The sequence below is a fragment of the Novosphingobium sp. Gsoil 351 genome, from assembly GCF_009707465.1.
In the GTDB taxonomy this organism is placed as follows: Bacteria; Pseudomonadota; Alphaproteobacteria; order Sphingomonadales; family Sphingomonadaceae; genus Novosphingobium.
Genome location: NZ_CP046120.1, coordinates 3,557,361 through 3,577,716, shown reverse-complemented (window position 1 = coordinate 3,577,716; position 20,356 = coordinate 3,557,361). Strand labels below are relative to the sequence as shown.

At 66.6% G+C, this 20,356-nt stretch carries 18 protein-coding genes, 1 tRNA gene, 1 other RNA gene and 1 pseudogene; 6 read left to right on the top strand and 15 right to left on the bottom strand.

All coding sequences use genetic code 11. The features are described from left to right. Positions 1–360 precede the first annotated feature (360 nt). Positions 361–624, top strand: a complete 264-nt coding sequence (locus GKE62_RS17180) for a hypothetical protein (RefSeq protein ID WP_154693290.1) — start codon at positions 361–363, stop codon at positions 622–624. Here the strand turns inward: GKE62_RS17180 and pssA are convergent. Both pssA and GKE62_RS17170 read right to left on the bottom strand, forming a co-directional pair. Further along, a complete protein-coding gene (gene pssA, locus GKE62_RS17175; RefSeq protein ID WP_195908719.1) occupies positions 590–1,375 on the bottom strand; it encodes a CDP-diacylglycerol--serine O-phosphatidyltransferase in 786 nt (261 codons plus the stop codon). The genes GKE62_RS17180 and pssA overlap by 35 nt on opposite strands. A gap of 53 nt (positions 1,376–1,428) precedes the next feature. Continuing rightward, entirely contained in the window at positions 1,429–2,175 is a 747-nt protein-coding gene (locus tag GKE62_RS17170) for a phosphatidylserine decarboxylase (RefSeq protein WP_154693288.1), read from the bottom strand. Between the two features lie 100 nt (positions 2,176–2,275). Here GKE62_RS17170 and GKE62_RS17165 point away from each other — a divergent pair, with 100 nt between their 5' ends. Beyond that, positions 2,276–3,376, top strand: a complete 1,101-nt coding sequence (locus GKE62_RS17165) for a phosphatase PAP2 family protein (RefSeq protein WP_154693287.1) — start codon at positions 2,276–2,278, stop codon at positions 3,374–3,376. Between the two features lie 19 nt (positions 3,377–3,395). Here GKE62_RS17165 and GKE62_RS17160 read toward each other — a convergent pair. Continuing rightward, a tRNA-Tyr gene (locus GKE62_RS17160) sits at positions 3,396–3,481 on the bottom strand. A 206-nt stretch (positions 3,482–3,687) separates the two neighbouring features. Between GKE62_RS17160 and rlmB the strand changes: the two genes are divergently transcribed. Continuing rightward, positions 3,688–4,428, top strand: a complete 741-nt coding sequence (rlmB, locus tag GKE62_RS17155; RefSeq protein WP_154693286.1) for a 23S rRNA (guanosine(2251)-2'-O)-methyltransferase RlmB — start codon at positions 3,688–3,690, stop codon at positions 4,426–4,428. A 32-nt stretch (positions 4,429–4,460) separates the two neighbouring features. Next, positions 4,461–5,300 carry a hypothetical protein gene (locus GKE62_RS17150; RefSeq protein ID WP_195908498.1) on the top strand — a complete coding sequence of 280 codons (840 nt, stop codon included), beginning with the start codon at positions 4,461–4,463 and terminating at the stop codon, positions 5,298–5,300. Positions 5,301–5,400: 100 nt separating this feature from the next. Here GKE62_RS17150 and GKE62_RS17145 read toward each other — a convergent pair whose 3' ends face one another. The 8 genes and pseudogenes from GKE62_RS17145 to GKE62_RS17110 form a co-directional block, all read right to left on the bottom strand. Beyond that, positions 5,401–5,673, bottom strand: a complete 273-nt coding sequence (locus tag GKE62_RS17145; protein WP_154693284.1) for an HU family DNA-binding protein — start codon at positions 5,671–5,673, stop codon at positions 5,401–5,403. A 227-nt stretch (positions 5,674–5,900) separates the two neighbouring features. Continuing rightward, complete coding sequence (lon, locus tag GKE62_RS17140) at positions 5,901–8,306, bottom strand: endopeptidase La (protein ID WP_154693283.1); 2,406 nt, start codon at positions 8,304–8,306, stop codon at positions 5,901–5,903. Between the two features lie 132 nt (positions 8,307–8,438). Then, complete coding sequence (locus tag GKE62_RS17135) at positions 8,439–8,777, bottom strand: YbaB/EbfC family nucleoid-associated protein (protein WP_154693282.1); 339 nt, start codon at positions 8,775–8,777, stop codon at positions 8,439–8,441. Further along, positions 8,774–10,471, bottom strand: a complete 1,698-nt coding sequence (locus tag GKE62_RS17130) for a DNA polymerase III subunit gamma/tau (protein WP_154693281.1) — start codon at positions 10,469–10,471, stop codon at positions 8,774–8,776. Before GKE62_RS17130 ends, GKE62_RS17135 begins: the two co-directional genes overlap by 4 nt. A gap of 38 nt (positions 10,472–10,509) precedes the next feature. Beyond that, an RNA gene (gene ffs / locus GKE62_RS17125) (signal recognition particle sRNA small type) lies at positions 10,510–10,604 on the bottom strand. A gap of 190 nt (positions 10,605–10,794) precedes the next feature. Further along, complete coding sequence (locus GKE62_RS17120; protein WP_154693280.1) at positions 10,795–11,073, bottom strand: NADH dehydrogenase ubiquinone Fe-S protein 4; 279 nt, start codon at positions 11,071–11,073, stop codon at positions 10,795–10,797. 14 nt (positions 11,074–11,087) lie between these two features. After that, a pseudogene (gene hrpB / locus GKE62_RS17115) lies at positions 11,088–13,477 on the bottom strand (ATP-dependent helicase HrpB). Positions 13,478–13,592: 115 nt separating this feature from the next. Further along, positions 13,593–14,606: a polyprenyl synthetase family protein gene (locus GKE62_RS17110; protein ID WP_154693279.1), complete on the bottom strand. Its 1,014-nt coding sequence runs from the start codon at positions 14,604–14,606 to the stop codon at positions 13,593–13,595. 86 nt (positions 14,607–14,692) lie between these two features. On the opposite strand from GKE62_RS17110, the gene GKE62_RS17105 reads away from it, so the two are divergent. Beyond that, positions 14,693–14,992: a chorismate mutase gene (locus GKE62_RS17105; RefSeq protein WP_154693278.1), complete on the top strand. Its 300-nt coding sequence runs from the start codon at positions 14,693–14,695 to the stop codon at positions 14,990–14,992. A 3-nt stretch (positions 14,993–14,995) separates the two neighbouring features. On the opposite strand, the gene GKE62_RS17100 is transcribed toward GKE62_RS17105, so the two are convergent. From GKE62_RS17100 to GKE62_RS17085, 4 genes are all read right to left on the bottom strand, one after another. Further along, positions 14,996–16,312 carry a HAMP domain-containing sensor histidine kinase gene (locus GKE62_RS17100; protein WP_154693277.1) on the bottom strand — a complete coding sequence of 439 codons (1,317 nt, stop codon included), beginning with the start codon at positions 16,310–16,312 and terminating at the stop codon, positions 14,996–14,998. Positions 16,313–16,488: 176 nt separating this feature from the next. Beyond that, complete coding sequence (locus GKE62_RS17095; RefSeq protein WP_154693276.1) at positions 16,489–17,166, bottom strand: response regulator transcription factor; 678 nt, start codon at positions 17,164–17,166, stop codon at positions 16,489–16,491. A gap of 103 nt (positions 17,167–17,269) precedes the next feature. Then, positions 17,270–17,566, bottom strand: coding sequence for a PepSY domain-containing protein (locus tag GKE62_RS17090; RefSeq protein ID WP_154693275.1), 297 nt, complete (start codon positions 17,564–17,566; stop codon positions 17,270–17,272). 67 nt (positions 17,567–17,633) lie between these two features. Beyond that, positions 17,634–18,347, bottom strand: coding sequence for an SIMPL domain-containing protein (locus tag GKE62_RS17085; protein ID WP_195908497.1), 714 nt, complete (start codon positions 18,345–18,347; stop codon positions 17,634–17,636). A 208-nt stretch (positions 18,348–18,555) separates the two neighbouring features. Here GKE62_RS17085 and GKE62_RS17080 point away from each other — a divergent pair, with 208 nt between their 5' ends. Beyond that, a complete protein-coding gene (locus GKE62_RS17080) occupies positions 18,556–20,343 on the top strand; it encodes an ABC-F family ATP-binding cassette domain-containing protein (protein ID WP_154693273.1) in 1,788 nt (595 codons plus the stop codon). Positions 20,344–20,356 lie beyond the last annotated feature (13 nt).

Sequence of the window (20,356 nt, the reverse complement as noted above, 5' to 3'; positions counted from 1 at the left end):
CCGGTTACGCCCGCAGAGCCGCGGGCTGCCTCTGGGAAACTGGAACCGTGAGGAAACCCCTCTGCGGCACCGGTATGGGCGTTTCCCATGTGGATTTCGCCAGGCGCAGAGGGATTTCCACGCCGACGATGCGCGCCCTTAGCCGCGGAGACGCAACATTGCCACCCCGTTTTCATCGTGGCGGTGACACGTTTCGACTCAATTTCGCTTGACCATTCGGAACATATCAAGAACAACGGCTCTATTCCGCGAATCACGCGGGAACAAAATCGGTTACCAACACGTTAACGCCCCAGTTATCCACACACCTGTAAACAGGGGGCCTGCGGGTAGGGACCGAACGGACAAGGATGCATGTCGATGAGCCTTCTCGCCTCCGTCGTTTTCGCGCTCGCCGCGTTTTGCGTGATCACAGCGGCGCGCGCGACCGTTCTGCAATACCGCGACGCGGCGCTGGCGAATGTCGCCGCGCTGCGCGATTGCAGCGATGCGCGTGAGTTCCGGGTTCAGGCGGTGTGCGTGGTTGCCCGCAACGCCATCGGCGCGGATATCCGGCGGGTCGCGGCGCGGACGATCCAGCCGCGCCGGATCAGGCAGTCGCGTGGGCTGCGCGCTGCCGCTTGACCTTGGCGTAGCGAAACACCGCGAGGGGCAGTACAGCCATATAGGCCGCGCACAGCCCGACCAGAGTCCACCATGGTTCGGTCAGAAGCGCCGCTATAACTAGTCCCGTCAGCGCAATGACCTCGAGACGAATGTTGCGCCTCGGTCGCGCTGATCCCCAGCTGGGCGTCGCAATGTTGGAGATCATCAGGAACGCGATCAGTGCGATCCACAGCCCGACCAACAGCGGATTGCGGAACACCGCCTCACCGCTCGCGATCCACAGGTACAGGGGCAGGAAAGCAAGGCCGGCGCCAACGGGAGCGGGCACGCCGGTCAGGAATCCAGCCGACTTGTGCGGTTGGTCCTGCAGATCGATTCGCGCGTTGAACCGGGCTAGCCGGAGCGCGCAACATACCGCCAGCGCCAGCGCCGCCAGCCAACCCAGCCGGGGCACGTCGGTCAACGACCACATGAAAAGGATCAGCGCCGGGGCCACTCCGAACGAGACGTTGTCCGCCAGGCTATCGAGCTCCGCCCCGAAACGCGACTGCGCCTTCATCAGCCGCGCCACCCGGCCGTCGATCCCGTCGAGCATCCCCGCCAGAATCACCGCCAGCACCGCCTTTTCCCACTGCCCGTCGGTAGCGAAGCGGATACCCGTAAGCCCCGAGCACAGCGCTGCCGAGGTGATCGCATTGGGCGCCAGCGCACGCAGTGTGAGCCCGCCGGGAAGGCGGCGATAGGATCGCGAGGCCTCGGCATCCTCCAACTCGCTCTCATCGTCGGTATTGTCTGCGATGGGGTGGCCGTCCGGTCCCAGGATCACTGGATCACCCCTTCAAGCACCGGCGCTTGGCCGATCTCGGCGAGCACGGTCTCGCCCGCAACGCACTTCTGGCCGAGCAGCACGCGCGGTTCGGTGCCTTCGGGCAGATAGACATCGACCCGGCTGCCGAAGCGGATCAGGCCCACGCGCTGCCCCGCCGCGACGATATCGCCCGGCTTTACGAACGGCACGATCCGGCGCGCCACAAGTCCGGCGATCTGAGTGAAGCCGACGAGCACGCGGTCGCTGCGCTCGATCAAGAAATGCTGGCGCTCGTTGTCCTCGCTCGCCTTGTCGAGGTCGGCGTTCAGAAACTTGCCGGGAATGTACACAACACGGCGGATAGTCCCCGCCACCGGCGCGCGGTTGATGTGGACATCGAACACGCTCATGAAAATGGAAATGCGGGTCAGCACGCCGTCGCCCAAGCCCGCCCCGGTGCCATCCGCGATGCGCAATTCGGGCGGCGGCGGGACTTTCTGGATGAGCGTGATCAGCCCGTCTGCTGGCGCGACGATCAGGTTCGAGCTTTGCGGCACCGCACGCTGCGGATCGCGAAAGAACGCGAGCACGCCCAGGGTCAGGAAGGCCAGCGGCCAGGCGATGGTCTCCCACGCCAGAAAAGCGGTCAGTCCGCTGCCGACCGCGGCGATCAGCGCGAACTTGCGGCCTTCGGGGTGGATCGCGGGCCATGACCAGCCGGCCTGGCCTTTGCCTTTGTTGTCGACGAGTTCTCCGGGCATCGACCCCATCTAGGGTTGGCGGCAGGCAGCGGCAAGCTAAACGCTGGACCAGGTGTTGCAACTTGCCGGAATTTTAACCTTGTCCCGCGAATAGGGGGAGGTGTCCGACGCTGATTTTCCCGATCGCCACGACCCGACGCCGCCTACCGCGCGCGCCATTTTGCTCGACGAACTGCCTATGCACCTGATCACGCTGGCGCTCGTCGTCGCCAGCGCCGCGGTGCTGGCGGCGCATGACGTTGCAATCACCCTCGCCGACGTGACCGGAAACCTGATGGTTTACCTGTGTTGCGGCCTTTTCATGGTCCTCCCGCGGGCGATCACGCTACTCCGCGCCCATCGCCCGCGTCATCCTGCCGCGTTCCTCGCGCAGCACGTTGCATCGGTTGTATCGACATCTGCGGTCGTCGCGACGTTACCGACATGCGCGATCCTCGTCCTGCTGATGCCGTTCTTCTCCGCGCTCAAGGCGATGGTTCCGGTGTTTCACCCCTATACCTGGGACGCCACCCTGATCGCCGCCGATCGCGCTCTGTTTTTCGGGCACGATCCCTGGCGCGTGATCCAGCCGGTGCTCGGCTATCCCGTGGTCACCGCAAGCCTCGCCGCGCTTTACCATGGATGGGCGTTGGTCCTTTATGGCGGGACACTGTGGCTCGTGTTCGCCCGGGCGGCGCGTGGCGTCCGGCGCCGTTACATCCTGGCCTTCGTGCTGATCTGGACGGTCATCGGGTTCGCGCTGGCCGCAGGGATGGCGTCGGTAGGTCCTTGTTTCGTTGGCCCGATCCTGGGAAACCACCACTTCGACGCGCAAATGGCGTACTTGCACGCGGCCGATCGAGACCTGCCGGTGATGACCCTGACGGTCCAGGAAATGCTGCTCGAGCGTTTCCGCCACGCCTCGCACAACCTAGGTAGCGGGATCACCGCGATGCCATCCATGCACATCGCCTTCGCCTGCCTGTTTTGGCTGACCGTGCGACAGGTGTCGCCCCGCGCCGGGCGCTGGTTCTTCGCCTTCCTCGTGGCAATCTGGATCGGGTCGGTCCATCTCGCCTACCACTATGCGCTAGACGGTGTGGTCGCGGTGCTGGCAACGGTTGCGATCTGGAAGTTGAGCGGCGTGATCTTCGTGGCCTGGGATCGCTGGCGGCTGGGATCGACGATACGCGCCTCGGCAGGAGCGGCGTTTCCTGCGTAGCTCGCCAGGAACGCGCGGGTGGTGGACAGGGCTGGATTCGAACCAGCGTACGCTCTCGCGGGCAGATTTACAGTCTGCTGCCATTAACCACTCGGCCACCTGTCCACACCGGTCTGCCGGGTGCTGCTTGATGCGTTTGCAGGCCCGAAACGGGCCTCCCAGCCGAGAGGCCGCGTCCATGGCGAAGCGGCTGCGCGCTGTCAAGCAAGCCCGCAGCTTGCGCGGGCGAGACCCGGCTGGCACAGGCCGGTCGATGAGCGAACGCGACGACAGGAAGCCGGCCAGAAACTTGCGGGGGGCGCGCCGGACGGATGCGCGGCGGGCGCGGCAGCGGCCGCACCGGGGCGGGCCAGGTCCGCTTGTGGGGACGCCACGCGGTGGAAGCCGCGCTGCTCAACCCCGATCGGGTCCATCGCAAACTATGGGCCACGCGCGAGGGTGTCGCCTCGCTCGACGGCGAGTTGCCCGCCGATTTTACGGTCGAGTACGCCTCCCCCGCCGATTTGGCGCGGCTGGTCGCGCGCGATGCGCCGCACCAGGGGCTGGTGCTCGATTGCGCGCCGTTGGAAGACCTGGCGCTCGACGATCTGCCGGAGGCGGATCCGGCGCGGCCGATCGTTGTGCTCGACCAGGTCACCGATCCGCACAACCTCGGCGCGATCCTGCGCTCGGCGGCGGCGTTCGACGCGGCGGCGATCGTAACTCAGGATCGCCACGCACCGCCCGAATCGGGCACCGTCGCCAAGACCGCATCGGGCGCGCTGGAGATCGTGCCGTGGGTCCGGGTGGTCAATCTGTCACGCGCGCTGGAAGACTTGGCCGACGCTGGATACTGGCGGATCGGGCTGGATGGAGCGGCGCCCGCGCTGTTTGGATCGGTACTCCAGCCGGGTCCGATCGCGCTTGTCCTCGGAGCCGAGGGCGAAGGCCTGCGCCACAACGTGGCGGGGCACTGCGACGTGCTCGCGCGATTGCCCATTGCCGCCGCGATGGAAAGCCTGAATGTCTCGAATGCGGCGGCCGTCGCGCTCTATGCTGTGGCGGTGCGCTGAGTGTGCGACTTGCGAATGGGGGTCTGTCGATGGTGCCGCAAACGTTTCGAGGCAAGGTCGTCTTCGCCGCAGTGCTCTGCCTGCTCGCCACGGGATGCTTCCTGCTTCCGGGTAAGTTCGCCTCCGAACTGACGGTCAAACGCGACGGCACATTCGCGTTTTCCTACAAGGGCGACATCCATGTCCTCGCGTTGAGCAAGTTGGCGCAGGACGAATTGGACGACAAGGCCACATTCAAGCCGCAGCCGCAGTGCAAGGACGACGGCGAACCCGTCGACAATTGCAGCTACGACACCGAGGACGTCCAGCGCCAGAACTGGGAGTCGTCGCAGCAGGCCGCGAAGGACAAGAAAAGACAGGACGCGGAGATGGCGCGCCAGATGCTCGGTGGGATCGACCCGGCCGATCCCCGAGCCGCCGAGGAACTGGCCGAACGGATGCGCAAGCAGGCTGGGTGGCGCTCGGTGCAGTACGTGGGCGACGGCAAATACGTGGTCGATTTCGCCATCGCGGGCCGGCTCGATCACGATTTCAGCTTTCCTTCGCTCGAGCGGGTGCCGCTGATCACGCCGTTCGTCGCGATCTATCGCCGCACCGACGGTACCGTACGGATCGATGCCCCGGCGTTTTCCGCAGGCGCCAACGGCGGGCCGATGGGGGCAATGATGCAAGGCATGACGGGTGACAAGACCGGGCCGCAAGGCATGCCAGAACTCGACGGCGCGTTCGCAGTAGCGACCGATGGTGAGATCCTCGCCAACAATACCGACGACGGGCCGCAGACCGGCGTTGCGGGCATGCGGCGGCTTGCTTGGAAAGTGAATCCGCGCACTGCGGCAGCGCCGACTGCGCTGATCAAACTGGGTAAGTAGGCCTCTCAAGACCCTGCAAAAGCAAACGCCGCGCTCGGCCATTGGGCGAGCGCGGCGCTATATGCGTCGGCAGTCCGAGGACCGCCAAACCCGATCGGTCTTAGTTGACCGCGTCCTTCAGACCCTTGCCGGCCTTGAACTTGGGCTGGGTCGAAGCCTTGATCGTCATCGGCTCGCCGGTGCGCGGGTTGCGACCGGTCGAGGCCTTGCGCTTGGCTACCGAGAACGTACCGAAGCCCACCAGGCGCACTTCGTCGCCGCTCTTGAGCGCGCCCGAGATCGCCTCGAACACGGATTCAACCGCCTTCATCGCGTCACCCTTGGTCAGTCCGCTCGAGTCGGCGACCGCACTGATCAGATCGTTCTTGTTCATTCGAAACCCCCTGGAGGCTGGTTGAGAAAATTTCGGCGGAATCGCCGGGGCAGGATGGCGCGGAATTGAGCCGATGCCGCGCCGACTGTCAAAGCCTAACACGGGTGAAACCGGCGGATTATCCCCGATTTCGCGCCAATTGCGACGAATCGACGTTTAATCGCGGGAGCGCGGTGCTGCGCGGCATTGGCGCAGCACCGGCTCCAACGATTCGCTGCGTTGCAGCATCAATGTGCGGTAAGCGAGGGAGACGACTGGGACGGGGCCGGCTGGCTGGCGATGTCGTCCTGCTCGGTCCAGTCGATCGCCACCAACGGCGCCGTCAGCGCGCGCGCCAGCACCTCGTCGACATGGCTCACCGGTACGATCTCCAACCCGCCGGTGATGTTCGCCGGGATTTCCACCAGGTCCTTGCGGTTCTCCTCGGGGATCAGCACCGTCTTCACACCCCCGCGCAAAGCCGCGAGCAGTTTTTCCTTCAGACCCCCGATCGGCAACACGCGACCGCGCAGCGTGACCTCACCGGTCATCGCCACGTCGGGGCGAACGGCGATCCCGGTGAGGGTCGAGACGATCGAAGTAACCATTCCGATCCCGGCGCTCGGTCCGTCCTTGGGCACCGCACCCTCGGGCAAGTGGATGTGGATGTCCTTGCGTCCGATCAGCGAGGGCTTGATGCCATAGGCCGGCGCCCGCGCCTTGACGAAGCTGAAGGCGGCCTGGATGCTCTCGTTCATCACCTCGCCGAGCTTGCCGGTGGTCCGCGCTTGCCCCTTGCCGGGAACCATCACCGCCTCGATCTGCAGCAATTCACCGCCGACCTCGGTCCATGCGAGCCCGGTCACCGCGCCCACCTCGGGTTCGTCGTCGGACATCCCGTGGCGGTACTTGCGCACCCCGGCATAGTCGCCGAGGTTTTCGGGGGTGATGGTGACCCCGGTCTCCTTGCCTTCGAGAATCTTGCGCAGGCTCTTGCGCATCAGCCGCGCGATCTCGCGCTCCAGGGTGCGGACCCCGGCCTCGCGGGTATAATAGCGGATCAGGTCGCGCAGACCCTCGGGGGTCAGGACGAACTCGCCGTCCTTGAGTCCGTGCGCCTCGATCTGCTTGGCCACCAGGTGGCGCGTCGCGATCTCGACCTTCTCATCCTCGGTATAACCTTCGAGGCGAATGATCTCCATCCGATCGAGCAGCGCCTGCGGCAGATTGAGGCTGTTCGCGGTGGTCACGAACATCACGTCGCTAAGGTCGTAGTCGAGCTCGAGGTAGTGGTCCTGGAACTTGGCGTTCTGCTCTGGATCGAGCACCTCGAGCAGCGCCGAGGCCGGATCGCCACGGAAGTCCTGGCCGAGTTTGTCGATTTCGTCGAGCAGGAACAGTGGGTTGCTGGTCCCGGCCTTGCGCAAGTTAGTGATGATCTTGCCCGGCAGCGAGCCGATGTAGGTGCGGCGGTGGCCGCGGATTTCGGCCTCGTCGCGCACGCCGCCCAGCGACTGGCGGACGAACTCGCGGCCTGTGGCCTTGGCGATCGACTTGCCGAGCGAGGTCTTGCCGACACCCGGGGGGCCGACCAGACACAGGATCGGGCCCTTGAGCTTGTTGGTCCGGGCCTGCACCGCAAGGTATTCGACGATGCGGTCCTTGACCTTCTCCAGCGCATAGTGATCGGCGTCGAGAACCGCCTGTGCGCCAACGATGTCCTTCTTGATCTTGCTCTTCTTGCCCCACGGCAACCCGAGCAGCACGTCGAGATAGTTGCGGACAACCGTCGCTTCGGCGCTCATCGGCTGCATGCCCTTGAGCTTCTTAAGTTCTGCGGTGGCCTTGGTCCGCGCTTCCTTGGAGAGCTTGAGCTTGTCGATCTTGGCCTGCAATTCGGCGATCTCGTTGGCTTCTTCGCCCTCGCCGCCCAATTCGGACTGGATCGCCTTCATCTGCTCGTTGAGGTAATACTCGCGCTGGGTCTTCTCCATCTGGCGCTTGACCCGCCCGCGGATCTTACGCTCGACCTGAAGCACGCCGAGTTCGCCTTCCATGAACGCGAGCACCATTTCGAGCCGCTTGAGCGGATCGGCCTCGGTTAGCAGCGCCTGCTTGTCGGCGACCTTGGCGGCAATCTGCGCGGCGACGCCGTCGGCCAGCAAAGCGGCATCGACGATCTCGGCGAAGTTGGCTCCGGCGTCGTCGGACAGTTTCTTGTTGAGCTTGGCATACTCGCCAAACTGCTCGACCACGGTGCGCATCATCGCCGAGACCTCAGTGCCCGAGACGGTCACCGGGTCGTGCAGTTGGACGTGCGCGACCAACATCTCGCCCGCGCTGCCGGATTCCTCGCGCAAGTCCGCCAGCGAACCGCGTTGCTTGCCCTCGACCAGCACCCGCACGGTGCCATCGGGCAGCTTCAGCAGTTGCAGGACGCTGGCGATCACCCCGACGTCATAGAGATCGTCGCGATCGGGATCGTCGCAGCCAGGATCGAGTTGGGCGAGCAGAAAGATGTCCTTGTCCGCCGCCATCGCCGCCTCGAGCGCGGCGACCGACTTTTCGCGCCCGACGAACAGCGGGACGACCATTCCGGGAAACACGACGATGTCGCGCAAGGGGAGCATGGGAACGAGGGTGGTGGCAGTCATATCCGTCCATTCATAGCGCGCGCGAGGCGCGGGGCCGCAAGGGGGCGGTCAGTTGGCTGTGGATATGGGGGCAAGGTGTTTGGGGCGCAATGGTCGCATGATCCTCTCCCGCCCGGGGGAGAGAGGGGAACGTCACATGCCCGGCAGCTTGAACCCCGCGGGCAGTCCGATCCCCGACTGGATTTTCTGCATTTCGGCATTGGAGCGCTCGTCGGCCTTGGCCCGGGCATCGTTGAAGGCTGCGGCGATCAGGTCTTCGAGGATGCCCTTTTCCTCGAGCTTCATAAGGCTGTCATCGATCGACACACCCAGGATGCGGCCTTTGGCGGTGCAGCGGATGCTCACCAGCCCGCCGCCGGACTTGCCCTCCACCTGGATCGAATCGAGCGTCGCCTGCGCCTCGCCCATTTGCTTCTGGATGGTCTCGGCGGCGGCTTGGGCGGCCTGGATCATTTCTTCCATCGATTTCATGCGCTGCGACTCCATGGGGTGCGGCCGGGCGAGGCGCGCTCGTCGTCGACCAATTGGGCATCGGGAAAGGCGGCGAAGGCGGCCTTGACCAGCGGATCGGCGAGCAGCGCGGCCTGCGCCGCGGTGGCCTCGGCCTCAGCCCGCTCGCGCAAGCTGGGCTGCGCGTCGCCGACCCCGCGTTCGACCTGCCAGCGCTCGCGGGTGACCTCCTCCAGCGCCTTGCGAATGTCGGCGGCGGGGTCCTCGGCCCGGTAGTCGGCGTCGATCTGGAATCGCAGGACGCCATGCGAGACGTCCACCGGGCGAATCCAGTTGCGCATTACGCCACCAACCAGCGGCCTTGCGGTTTCTATCCGCTCGACCAACGCGGTCCAGTCAAGCGCGGCAACCGGTTCGGCGGACGCGGTACGACCGGCGGCGGGTGCCGGGACGGGACTGCGCGCCGCCATCTCCTCAAGCTTTTTCGCCAATTGTCCGGGATCGGGAAGATCTGCGGCATGGAGCACGCGCAGCAGCGCCATCTGGGCAGCCGCAAGTGGATCGGGCGCGCTGACGATTTCGCCGTGGCCCTTGAGCAGCAGTTGCCAAAGACGATGAAGTTGCCCGGCGGACAATTGCCCGGCCCAGCCTTCGAGCGCTGCACGCTCTTCCGCGGTCGCGCCCTGCGCGCCGCTCTCGCCAAGCTGGGCGACGGTGATCCGGTGGACGAGATCCATCTGCGCGCGGATCAGCGCCAACGGCTCGATGCCCAGCGCATATTGCTCGGCGACCAGATCGAGCAGCGCCTTGCCCTCGCCCCTAAGGATTGTCGCGAACAGGCGCCGCTGGACAGTCTTGTCGGCAAGCCCGAGCATCTCACGGACCTTGGCGGCGGTGACCACGGCCTCGCCTTCCAGGTCTGCATGGGCGATCGCCTGATCGAGGATCGACAAACCATCACGCACCGAGCCTTCGGCGGCCGCCGCGATCAGCGCCAGCGCCTCGTCATCGGCCTCGACCTTCTCCGCAGCGCATATCCGCGCGAAGTGTTCGGTCAGCATGGGTGTGGTGATCCGGCGCAGATCGAACCGCTGGCAGCGGCTGAGCACGGTGATCGGCAGTTTATCGACCTCGGTCGTCGCGAACAGGAACTTGACGTGCGCGGGCGGCTCCTCGAGCGTCTTCAGAAGCGCGTTGAAGGCTGGCTTCGACATCATGTGGACTTCGTCGATGATATAGATCTTGTACCGCGCGGTGACTGCCGCATAGCGCACCGCGTCGGTCATCGCGCGAACGTCGTCGATCCCGTTATGCGAGGCGGCATCCATCTCGATCACGTCGATGTGGCGCCCTTCCGCAATCGCGCGGCACGGCTCGCAAGTTCCGCAGGGATCGATCGTGGGTCCGCCCTGCCCGTCGGGCCCGATGCAGTTCAGTGCCTTGGCGATCAGCCGCGCGGTGCTGGTCTTGCCCACGCCGCGCACCCCGGTCATCAAGAACGCATGCGCCAGCCGTTCGCGCCGGATCGCGTTGCCCAGCGTGCGGACCATCGGTTCCTGGCCGATCAGCTCGGAAAAGGTCTGCGGACGGTACTTGCGAGCGAGGACGCGATAGGGCTGGGCCGGTTGCGGCTGAGCCGGCTGGTCGAGGCCAAGGCCGGGCATTTCTGCCTCGTCCGCCGGTTCATTGCCGAAGATGTCGGGGGAATCACCCATGGGTCTAAGGGTAGGCACTCGCCGGGCGAATGTCAGGAATAAAAGGAGCCGGGCGACCCGCCGCAAACCGTTGTGGCTGCTTCCTTCCGGACCTGACCAGGTTGGCGGCCGCAAGCGTCCGCCCGACTCCCGGCGCGGCATATGGCGGGGCCGGAGGCAAAGTTCAACCTTGTCTTCTCCCTCCGGGGGAGGGAACACGAAGACTTGCTAGCTTGCTCGCTGGTCGCGGTTGGAAGGGTGTCGGTCATGCAGACCCCCTCCAAGCTTTGCTATGCGGATGCGCCGCCAAGCTGCGCTATCCTCTCGCCCTGGGGGGAGGAAATTCATCGGAAGTTGTCGGCGTAGGCTTGTATCTTGAGCTTGCGGGGCGGGGTCGGAATGACTCTCGCCTCGATCCCGTGCTTGGCCGCATAAGCCTGGGCCTCCGCCGCGTTGACGAAGCTGAGCGCAACCTGCTGGTTCACGTCACCGCTGCCTGCCCAGCCCATCAGCGGATCGGGCTTTTTCGCCTCGGCGGGGACGAACTCGAGCACCCAGCCATCGCTGCGGGCGCGACCGGACTGCATGGCGTTCTTGGGCGGCTGGTAGATGCGTGCGGGCATGGCGCCCCCCTAATTCAAGTTTGTCCGCGCTGGAAGGCGTTCCTGGTCTTGAGGCTGGGCTTTTCCGCCCATGGCTCCTCGGGCCAGCGGTGGCGCGGATAGCGACCCTTCATCTCCTTGACCACGTCGCGCCAGGTCCCGCGCCAGAAGCCTGGCAGATCGGCGGTGGCCTGGATCGGACGGCCCGCGGGCGACGTCAGGCTGAGCAGCAGCGGCGTGCCCTCGCCGATCGCGGGATGCGCATCGAGCCCGAACAGCGCCTGGACGCGCAGCTCGACCGTCGGGCCGGCAGGCGCGCCGTAGTCGATGGCGTGCGTCGTCCCTGCGGGTGAGAGGTATTCGCGCGGGGCCAGCCGGTCGAGCAGCTGGCGCTCGTCCCACGAGAGACGGTCGAGGACCGCGCGCGCAACCGCTGCTGGTTCGATCGCGAGATCTCGGCGACTTTCGAGCAGAGCGTCGAGCCACTCGCTTCCCGCATCGAGGCCGGCATGGCGCAAGCGCGCCGCCAAGCCGGGGGGCAGCAAGATCGCAGGATCGGCCCGTTCGCGGAGCAGCGCGAGGACCGCCGCCGCGTCGGGCGCGGGGTCGGGTGCGCTGCCCAGCACGATCGTCCCGATCCGCCGCTCTAGCCGCGCCTCGACCCGGCCCTCGTCGGCATTCCAGCGGAGCGTCGCGCGTCGCTCGATACGGTCGCCCAGCAAGGCCTCGACTTCCGCGGGATCGAGCGCCGCCGCCGCCATGATCCGCGCACCTTTGGCCTCGCCTTGGGCATCGCCGATCGCCAGCCACTCGGCGCGAGCGAGTGGCGAAGCAGGATCGAGGCGAAACCCGCGGCCCGAGGCGGACAGCCAATCCTCGCCCGATGGCGAACGGCGGCGGGCGAGGTTGCTAGGATAGGCGGCAGCGAGGAGGATGCCGGTAGGGAGCTGGCTGCGTGCGCCCGCGTGCAACAAACCCCTCGCCGAACTGGCCCACCGCGCGGCGAGATCGCGCGAGGCCTTGGCTCGCGGCGACCGATCCCCCCGCCAACGCGCGAGCCGCGCCTCGAGATCTTCCCCCGACCGCCCAGCCCGCGCTCCTGTAGCAGCAGGGCCAGTTCGGCGGCCTCGCCCTCGGCCCCTCGCTCCGCCGCCCATAACAACATGTGCGCGAGCGGCGGGTCCAGCGGAAGTCTCGAAAGCAGACGCCCGTGCGCGGTGATCCGCCCTTCCCCGTCGAGCGCAGCGAGTTCGCGGAGCCGGTTCTGCGCCGCGGCGAAAGCGGTGGCGGGGGGCTGATCGAGCCACGCCAGAGCTGAGGGATCGTGCGTCCCCCACTGTGCCAACGCCAGCGCCAACGGCGCCAGGTCGGCGAGTGCGATCTCAGGCGGATCGAACGCCGCGCGACCGGGGTGCGCGGCCTCGGTCCACAAACGATACGCTTTCCCCGGCCCCTGCCGTGCCGCGCGACCTGCACGTTGGTCGGCCGAGGCGCGGCTCGCCGGGCGCGTCGCCAGCCTAGTGTGACCGGCGGCGACGTCGAATTCGGCGCGCCGGGTCAGACCGGAATCGACCGCCACACTCACGCCATCGAGGGTCAGGCTGGTTTCGGCGATGTTCGTGGCAAGTACGATCCGGCGGCGATCGTGACGACGGATCGCAGCCCGCTGACCCGCCGAATCGACCTGGCCGTGGAGCGGCAGCACCAGCGCCTCGGGTAGACGTTCGCCCAGCCGCTCGGCGGTGCGCTCGATCTCCCGCACGCCGGGCAGGAACGCTAAGATGTCACCTCCCTCCTCGCGCCACGCCAGCGCTAGCGCACCCGCCATCGCCTCGTCGACGCGCTGCTCGGGCCGCGCGCCGAGCCAACGGATCGCCAGCGGGTGCGCCCGGCCTTCGCTTTCGATCAGCGGCGCGTGGCCCAGCAGCTCGGTAAACCGCGCACCGTCGATCGTTGCCGACATCACCAGCAGCCGCAGATCGGGGCGCAACACCGCCTGGCTCTCGATCGCCAGCGCCAGCCCGAGATCGCTGTCGAGATGACGTTCGTGCGCCTCGTCGAACAGTACCGAGGAGACTCCGGCAAGGTCGGGATCCGCGAGTATGGTCGAAACGAAGATCGCCTCGGTCATCACCACAATCCGGGTGCGGGCCGAACGCTTGCTGTCGAGCCGGGTCAGATAGCCGACCGTCTCGCCCGCCTGCTCGCCCGCAAGTTCCGCCATGCGTTCGGCGGCGGCGCGGGCGGCCACGCGGCGCGGGCTCAGCAGGATTATCGTGCCGGTGCACCACGGCTCGTCGAGCAGAGCGGGGGCCACGGCGGTTGTCTTGCCCGCGCCTGGCGGGGCGATGAGGACCGCGCAGGATTGGTCGCGCAAGGCCGCGAGAAGTTTGGGCAGGGCCGCTTGGATCGGAAGGTCGCTCATGGCGCGGCGTGTCTCGACTTCGCTCGACACGAGCGGCTCTTGTTTGATGCTTCAGTCTTCAACCCAAACCCCGCTCACGTCGAGCGAAGTCGAGACATCGCGCGCAACACCAGTATCAATACCGCCGCGCCACCGCGAATTCCGCCGCCTCGATCATCGCCGCGCGCGCCGCGCTTGCTGGGAAGCCCGCGATCGCGTCGATTGCGCGCTGGGCGAAATGGCGAGCGCGGTCGCGGGTGGCCCCGACCGCGTCGTGGCGATTGATCAGCGCAATGGCGTGAGCGAGGTCGTCGTCCGAGGTGCGGTGCCCTCCGATCGCGGCGCGCCAGAACTTGCGCTCCTCCTCGTCGCCCCGGGCGTGGGCGAGGATTACCGGCAAAGTCATCTTGCCTTCGCGGAAGTCATCGCCGCGGCCCTTGCCCATCGTGTCGGCATCCGAATCGTAGTCGATCGCGTCGTCGACCAGCTGGAACGCGATGCCCAGGTTGCGCCCATAGTCGTCGAGCGCGGTCTCGTCCGCCTCGGGGCGCTCGGCGACCACAGCGGCGATCCGGCAGGCGGCGGCGAATAGCGCGGCGGTCTTGGCGCCGATGATGTCGAGATAGCGCTCCTCGCTGGTCGCGATCTGGCGCTGCGCGGTGAGCTGATCGACTTCACCCTCGGCAATCACCGCGCTGGCGTGGCTGAGTATCTTCAGCACCTTGAGGCTGCCGTCCTCGACCATCAGCTCGAACGCGCGGCTGAACAGGAAGTCGCCCACAAGCACCGTCGCGGGATTGCCGAAGATGATGTTGGCCGCGGCCTTGCCCCGGCGCAGCTCGGAGCCATCGACGACGTCGTCGTGAAGCAGCGTGGCGGTGTGGATGAATTCGACCGTGGCGGCGAGCTTGTAGTGCCGCGCACCCGCGTAATCGAGCAGCGCCGCGCTGGCGAGCGTCAGCATCGGCCGCAGCCGTTTGCCCCCGCCCGCGATCAGGTGCCCGGCGAGCGCGGGAATCAACGGGATGCGGCTCTGCATCCGGTCGAGGATCACCGCGTTGACGCTGTTCATCCCGGTGGCGACCAAACCTATCAGCGGATCGAGCGACGGATCGCGCGCAGGGGCGAAAGGCAGGATCGTCGCGCTCATCGGGCCGCGTTTGGCCCCGGCCCCCGCTCAAGGCAAGTGCAAAGCTGGCCTTGGCGGTTCAGCAATCCTCATGCTAGCGCGGTGCAATGGCCGACGATATGTCCTCGCCCGATCCGGTGCTTGCCGGCTTTCGCCGCAGCATCGACAACTTCGACGCCGCGCTGGTCCATATCCTGGCCGAACGCTTCCGCACCACCCAGGCGGTTGGCCGCTACAAGGCCGAGAATGCCCTGCCACCGTCAGACCCCGGGCGCGAGGAGCGCCAAATCGCGCGCTTGCGCAAATTGGCCGAGGAAGCTGATCTCGATCCGGAATTTACCGAGAAATTCCTCCGCTTCATCATCGACGAGGTGATCCGACATCACCGGAATGCAGCGTCTGGCTGAGCCTTAGCCCGCCCGCGGCAGCCGCAGCTTCACCAGCAGCCCGCCCAGATCCTCGCTCTCGTCGAGCTCTACCGAGCCGCCATAGATTTCCGCCACGTCGCGCACGATCGCGAGGCCAAGACCGGTACCCGGCTTGCCGGTGTCGAGCCGGGCGCCGCGGTCGAAGATGCGGATGCGTTCTTCTTCGGGTATGCCGAGACCGTCGTCCTCGACCCAGATTTCGCAGAAGCGCGGGTCGGCGCCCGCCGCGCAGACAGTGACGAACACGCTGCCGCCGCCATACTTGGCGGCGTTCTCGATCAGGTTGCCGAGGATTTCGTCGAGGTCCTGGCGTTCGATGCTGACCGCCGCATGACGGTCTCCGTCGAGATCGAGGCGGACCTCTTGATAGAGTCGGGCGACCGAGCGGACGACGGCTTCGGCGCTTTCCCAAACCACCGCGCGGCTGTGGCCGACCGCGCGCCGGCCGACCGCCCGAGCGCGAGCGAGGTGGTGATCGACCTGGCGGCGCATCACCGCGGCTTCGCGGATCGTGGTGTCGGCAAGATCGGGAGCCTTGGCGGTCGCCGCATTCATCACCACCGTGAGCGGGGTTTTGAGCGCGTGGGCGAGGTTTCCCGCGTGCGTCCGCGCTTCCTCGGCCTGACGCTCGACGTGCGCGAGCAGGCCGTTCAGTTCCTCGACCATCGGCTGGACCTCGAGTGGCAGCGGCTCGGTCACCCGGTTTGCCCCGCCGCTACGCATGTTCGCGATCGCGCGGCGCACCCGGCGCAGCGGGCCGAGTCCGTACCAGGTCTGCAAGGTCGCCATGCCCATCAATCCCAGTCCGAGGACGACGAAGCTCCAGATGACGATCGAGCGGATCCGGCGAATCTGGGAATCCATTTCTTCGCGCGCCGCCGCGACTGTGAACCACCACTTGGTGTCGCTGCCGGGCAGGATGATCGAGCGCTCCATCACCCGGAGTTTCTCACCCTTGAACTGATCCGAATCGTAGACGTGCGGCTGGCTGTCGAAATGGTCGAGCCGCACCGCCAGGCTGCGGTCCCACAGCGAACGCGAAGGGAAATCGTCGTGGCCCCGGCCGCTGATCTGCCAATAGAGCCCGCTGTTGGGCTCGAGGAAGCGCTGGTCGCCCAGCGGGCGATTGAAGAACACCTCGCCATCGGGGCCGATTTCGGCCGAAGCGACCATCGCGGTGAGCATGTAGCCGAGCTGCTCGTCGAAGTTGCGGGTGACAAGGCCGGTCAGGGTGCGGTCGAGCAGCAGGCCGCCGCCGAGCAGCAGTACGCTGATCCACGCCGCCGCGATCAGGATCATCCGCTTCTGGAGCGAACCGGTGTTGGGGGGGTGGAAGCGCCAGGCTTTTCCACATCGGCTCGCGCTGAGCTTATCGAAGCACCGCTCATTTCCTCGGTTGCTTGCGCCGAGACCGAAGAGAAAGGCAGTCCTTCGACAAGCTCAGGACGAACGGGGATATTAATCGGTCAGCTCCCTCACCCCCTGCCGGGGCCGGCGGGATCGTCGAGGCTGTAGCCAAGGCCGCGGATAGTGGTGATCACGTCGGCCCCCAGCTTCTTGCGGATGCGGGTGACGAACACCTCGATGGTGTTGGAATCGCGGTCGAAATCCTGATCGTAGATATGCTCGATCAGCTCGGTGCGGCTGACCACCTTGCCCTTGTGATGGAGCAGGTAGGACAGCAGCTTGTATTCCTGCGCGGTCAGCTTGACCGGCTCGCCATCGAGCGTGACCCGGCCCGAGCGCGTATCCAGCCGGACATCGCCCGCGGTCAGTTCGGACGACGAATTGCCCGAGGCGCGGCGGATCAGCGCGCGCAGGCGGGCGATCAGCTCCTCGGTCTGGAACGGCTTGGCGAGATAGTCGTCGGCCCCGGCGTCGAGCCCGGCGACCTTGTCGGACCAGGAATCGCGTGCGGTCAGCACCAGCACGGGAAAGCGCCGGCCTTCCTTGCGCCACATGCCGAGCACGGTCAGCCCGTCGATCTCGGGCAGGCCGAGATCGAGGATCACCGCGTCGTAATCCTCGCTCGAGCCCATGTAGTGGCCGTCCTCGCCATCGACCGAGAGATCGACGGCATAGCCGTTCTGTTCGAGCGTGGACTTGAGCTGCTTGCCGAGCGTTGGCTCATCTTCGACGATCAGGATGCGCATCCAGGGTCCCCTGTGGCGACCGGCATGTTCCCGGCACTCAATATAACGCGGCAAATGGGGTTTGGAGCCAATCCGGTCAAGCGCGCGGGCAAGAAACCCGCCGTCAACGCTGGTTCAGAACCTGGCCGCTGCGCGCATCGACATCGACGAACACGACCCGCCCGTCGCGGATGAACTTGAGCCGGTAGGCCATCGCCGTGGGATCGTATTCGGGGCCGAGGTACTGCATCCCCGACATCGCGGGCAGCACGCGGCGCTCGATGTCGCGCAGGCTGCTGACCTTGCCCTCGCGCATGTCCTTGCGCACCTCGCCCTGCGCGTCGCGCCGCGGGGCGGCCTGCGCCGTTAACGGCGTGGCCACGGCGAGTGCGGCGAGGAGGAGGCGGGCGACCCGGGTCATTGTGCGGCTGTGCCTAGACTTGGCGCATTGAACAACCCGTGAATGCCCGCGGTCCCCGCCGTTCAGGCTAGCGCGTCATCTCGTATTTGGCGGTGAGCTGAACGCTCGTGCCCACGCGGCCCGGTTCGATCGGCGTGACCTTCGCGGCGGTTACCCGGATCGCGGCCTGGTTGGCGACGTCGAAGGGGATCGGCACGCCTCGTTGCAGGGTCTCTTCCACGCTCAGCAGCCGCAGGTTGGTGTAGCCCGCCATCCGGGCATAGTCGCGGGCCTGCTCTTCGGCGGACTTGAAGGCGGTTTCGCGGGCGATCCCGCGTTGCGCCTTGTCGTCATCGCGGCTGAAGTACGGGCCGTTGATGTTGTTGGCCCCCGCCGCGACCAGCGCGTCGAGCGTCGCGCCGATCTTGGCGATGTCCTTCAGCGTGACGCTGACCTGATTGGTCACGTCGTAGCCCTGAAAGACCGGTGGGGTGTTATTGTTGTTGTATTGGAACGCCGCGTTGAGGTTGACGCCCGAGGTCTGGATGTCCTCGCGCGCGATCCCCAATCCCCTCAGTTGCCCTATTACTGCATCCATTTTGTTCGCGTTGTCGCGCATCGCCTGCACCGCAGTGCGCGCGCGGGTGGTGACGCCCGCGCCGACGGTCGCCCGGTCGGGTTCAGACTGCACGGTCTCACTGGCGGTGATCTCGACCACCGGGCCTTGCACCGCGATATCGACGTTGGCGGCCAGCGCGGGAGTGGCGATCAGGGCGGAGGCGGCGAGCAGTACGGATTTCATGCAGAGTTCCTTTTCGCGCTCATATCGAGCGAAGTCGAGACATCCCGCGCCAGGCTGAAGCCTCGTGCCACATCCCTCGACTTCGCTCGGGATGAGCGGACGGGGTTGATGGGTTCGCGGGATCGAATGGCGCGAAATACCTGTTCGCTGCCTGAACAGGCCACCCCGCTGGACGTTCCCGCCCCGTCCCGCTAACCGCCCCAACCCTATGGCCGCCGCACCCGTACTCTCTTGGGAAGGACTTTCGCTCCAGCAGGGCGGGCGCTGGCTGTTCCGTGACCTCGACCTGCACATCGGCCCGCGCGACCGGTTGGCGCTGATCGGGCGCAACGGCGCGGGCAAGACCACGCTGCTGCGGCTGATCGCCAGCCAGATCGAGCCGGACAAGGGCAAGCGCTCGATCCAGCCGGGAACGAAGGTGGTCCTGCTCGAACAGGACCCGGATTTCACCGGGTTCGCCACGCTGATGGACTTCGCGCTGGCAGGGGCGGACGCGCCCGAGCGCCACCAGATCGAGGCCATCGCCGGCCAGCTCGGCATCGCGATGGACCGCGCCGCCGCTACCGCCAGCGGGGGCGAACGGCGCCGCGCCGCGCTGGCCCGCGCGCTGGCGATGGACCCCGACGTGCTGCTGCTCGACGAGCCGACCAACCACCTCGATCTCGCGGCGATCGACTGGCTCGAAAGCTGGCTGCAACGCTATACCGGCGCGTTCGTGACGATCAGCCACGACCGCACCTTCCTCACCCGGCTGACCCGCTCGACGATCTGGCTCGACCGCACCGCGCTGCGCCGCAGGGACATCGGCTTCGGCGGATACGAAGCTTGGGAGGATCAGGTCTATGCCGAGGAAGCGCGCAACGCCGACCGGCTCGACGCCAGGCTCAAGCTCGAGGCGCACTGGCTCGAGCGCGGGGTAACGGCGCGGCGCAAGCGCAACCAGGGGCGACTCGAGAAGCTGTGGGAAATGCGCGCGCAGAGAGCGGCGATGCTGGCGCCCCAGGGTGCGGCCAAGCTCAAGTTGAGCAGCGACGAGGTGCGGACCAAGTCGGTGATCGTCGCGGAGAAGGTCACCAAGCGATTTGGCGAGCGGGCGATCATCAAGGACTTCTCGCTCCGCATCCAGCGCGGCGACCGCATCGGCGTGGTCGGCGCGAACGGTTCGGGAAAGACGACCCTGCTGAGACTGCTGACGGGCGCGCTGGAGCCCGACACGGGAACGGTGACGCTGGCCAAAACACTGGCCGGGGTGTTGATCGACCAGCAGCGCAGCGTGCTCAGCCCCGAAAAGACCCTGCGCGACGTGCTGGCCGAGGGCGGCGACTGGCTCGACGTGCGCGGGGTGCGCAAGCATGTCCAGGGCTACCTCAAGGATTTCCTGTTCGAGCCCGGGCTGATCGACGCCAAGGTCGGCACGCTTTCGGGCGGGGAGCAGTCGCGGCTGTTGCTGGCCCGTGAATTCGCTCGCAAATCCAACCTGCTGGTGCTCGACGAGCCGACAAACGACCTCGATCTGGAAACGCTCGACCTGCTCCAGGAGGTCATCGCCGACTACGACGGCACCGTCCTGATCGTCAGCCACGACCGCGACTTCCTCGATCGCACGGTAACGGTGACGCTGGGGCTCGACGGCAGCGGCAAGGTGGACATCGTCGCGGGGGGCTATGCCGATTGGGAGGCGCGGCGCAAAGCCGAGGAACGCCCCACCACCACCGCCCGCGTCGAGCGAAGTCGCGATGCGCCCGCGCCGCCGCCTCCGGCGCGCAAGGGCAAGTTGACCTACAAAGACCAGCGCGACTACGAGCTTTTGCCGACCCGGATCGAGGAACTCGAAGCGGCGATCCTGCGCGACGAGGAAGCCCTGCACGATCCCGCGCTTTACGCCGCCGACCCGGCCAGGTTCGCCGCGCTGACCAGAGCGGTCGAAACCGCGCGGGCGGAGAAGGACGCGGCGGAGGAACGCTGGCTCGAACTGGCGGAGCTGGTCGAGGGCTGAAGAGGGGGATGTG

Bases quoted from the DNA above. Each gene is read 5' to 3' on its own strand.
- GKE62_RS17180 (WP_154693290.1), top strand. From the start codon at position 361: ATGAGCCTTCTCGCCTCCGTCGTTTTCGCGCTCGCCGCGTTTTGCGTG.
- GKE62_RS17170 (WP_154693288.1), bottom strand. From the start codon at position 2,175: ATGCCCGGAGAACTCGTCGACAACAAAGGCAAAGGCCAGGCCGGCTGG.
- rlmB (WP_154693286.1), top strand. From the start codon at position 3,688: ATGCGCGGCGGGCGCGGCAGCGGCCGCACCGGGGCGGGCCAGGTCCGC.
- GKE62_RS17145 (WP_154693284.1), bottom strand. From the start codon at position 5,673: ATGAACAAGAACGATCTGATCAGTGCGGTCGCCGACTCGAGCGGACTG.
- lon (WP_154693283.1), bottom strand. From the start codon at position 8,306: ATGACTGCCACCACCCTCGTTCCCATGCTCCCCTTGCGCGACATCGTC.
- GKE62_RS17135 (WP_154693282.1), bottom strand. From the start codon at position 8,777: ATGAAATCGATGGAAGAAATGATCCAGGCCGCCCAAGCCGCCGCCGAG.
- GKE62_RS17130 (WP_154693281.1), bottom strand. From the start codon at position 10,471: ATGGGTGATTCCCCCGACATCTTCGGCAATGAACCGGCGGACGAGGCA.
- GKE62_RS17120 (WP_154693280.1), bottom strand. From the start codon at position 11,073: ATGCCCGCACGCATCTACCAGCCGCCCAAGAACGCCATGCAGTCCGGT.
- GKE62_RS17110 (WP_154693279.1), bottom strand. From the start codon at position 14,606: ATGAGCGCGACGATCCTGCCTTTCGCCCCTGCGCGCGATCCGTCGCTC.
- GKE62_RS17105 (WP_154693278.1), top strand. From the start codon at position 14,693: ATGGCCGACGATATGTCCTCGCCCGATCCGGTGCTTGCCGGCTTTCGC.
- GKE62_RS17100 (WP_154693277.1), bottom strand. From the start codon at position 16,312: ATGATCCTGATCGCGGCGGCGTGGATCAGCGTACTGCTGCTCGGCGGC.
- GKE62_RS17095 (WP_154693276.1), bottom strand. From the start codon at position 17,166: ATGCGCATCCTGATCGTCGAAGATGAGCCAACGCTCGGCAAGCAGCTC.
- GKE62_RS17090 (WP_154693275.1), bottom strand. From the start codon at position 17,566: ATGACCCGGGTCGCCCGCCTCCTCCTCGCCGCACTCGCCGTGGCCACG.
- GKE62_RS17085 (WP_195908497.1), bottom strand. From the start codon at position 18,347: ATGAAATCCGTACTGCTCGCCGCCTCCGCCCTGATCGCCACTCCCGCG.
- GKE62_RS17080 (WP_154693273.1), top strand. From the start codon at position 18,556: ATGGCCGCCGCACCCGTACTCTCTTGGGAAGGACTTTCGCTCCAGCAG.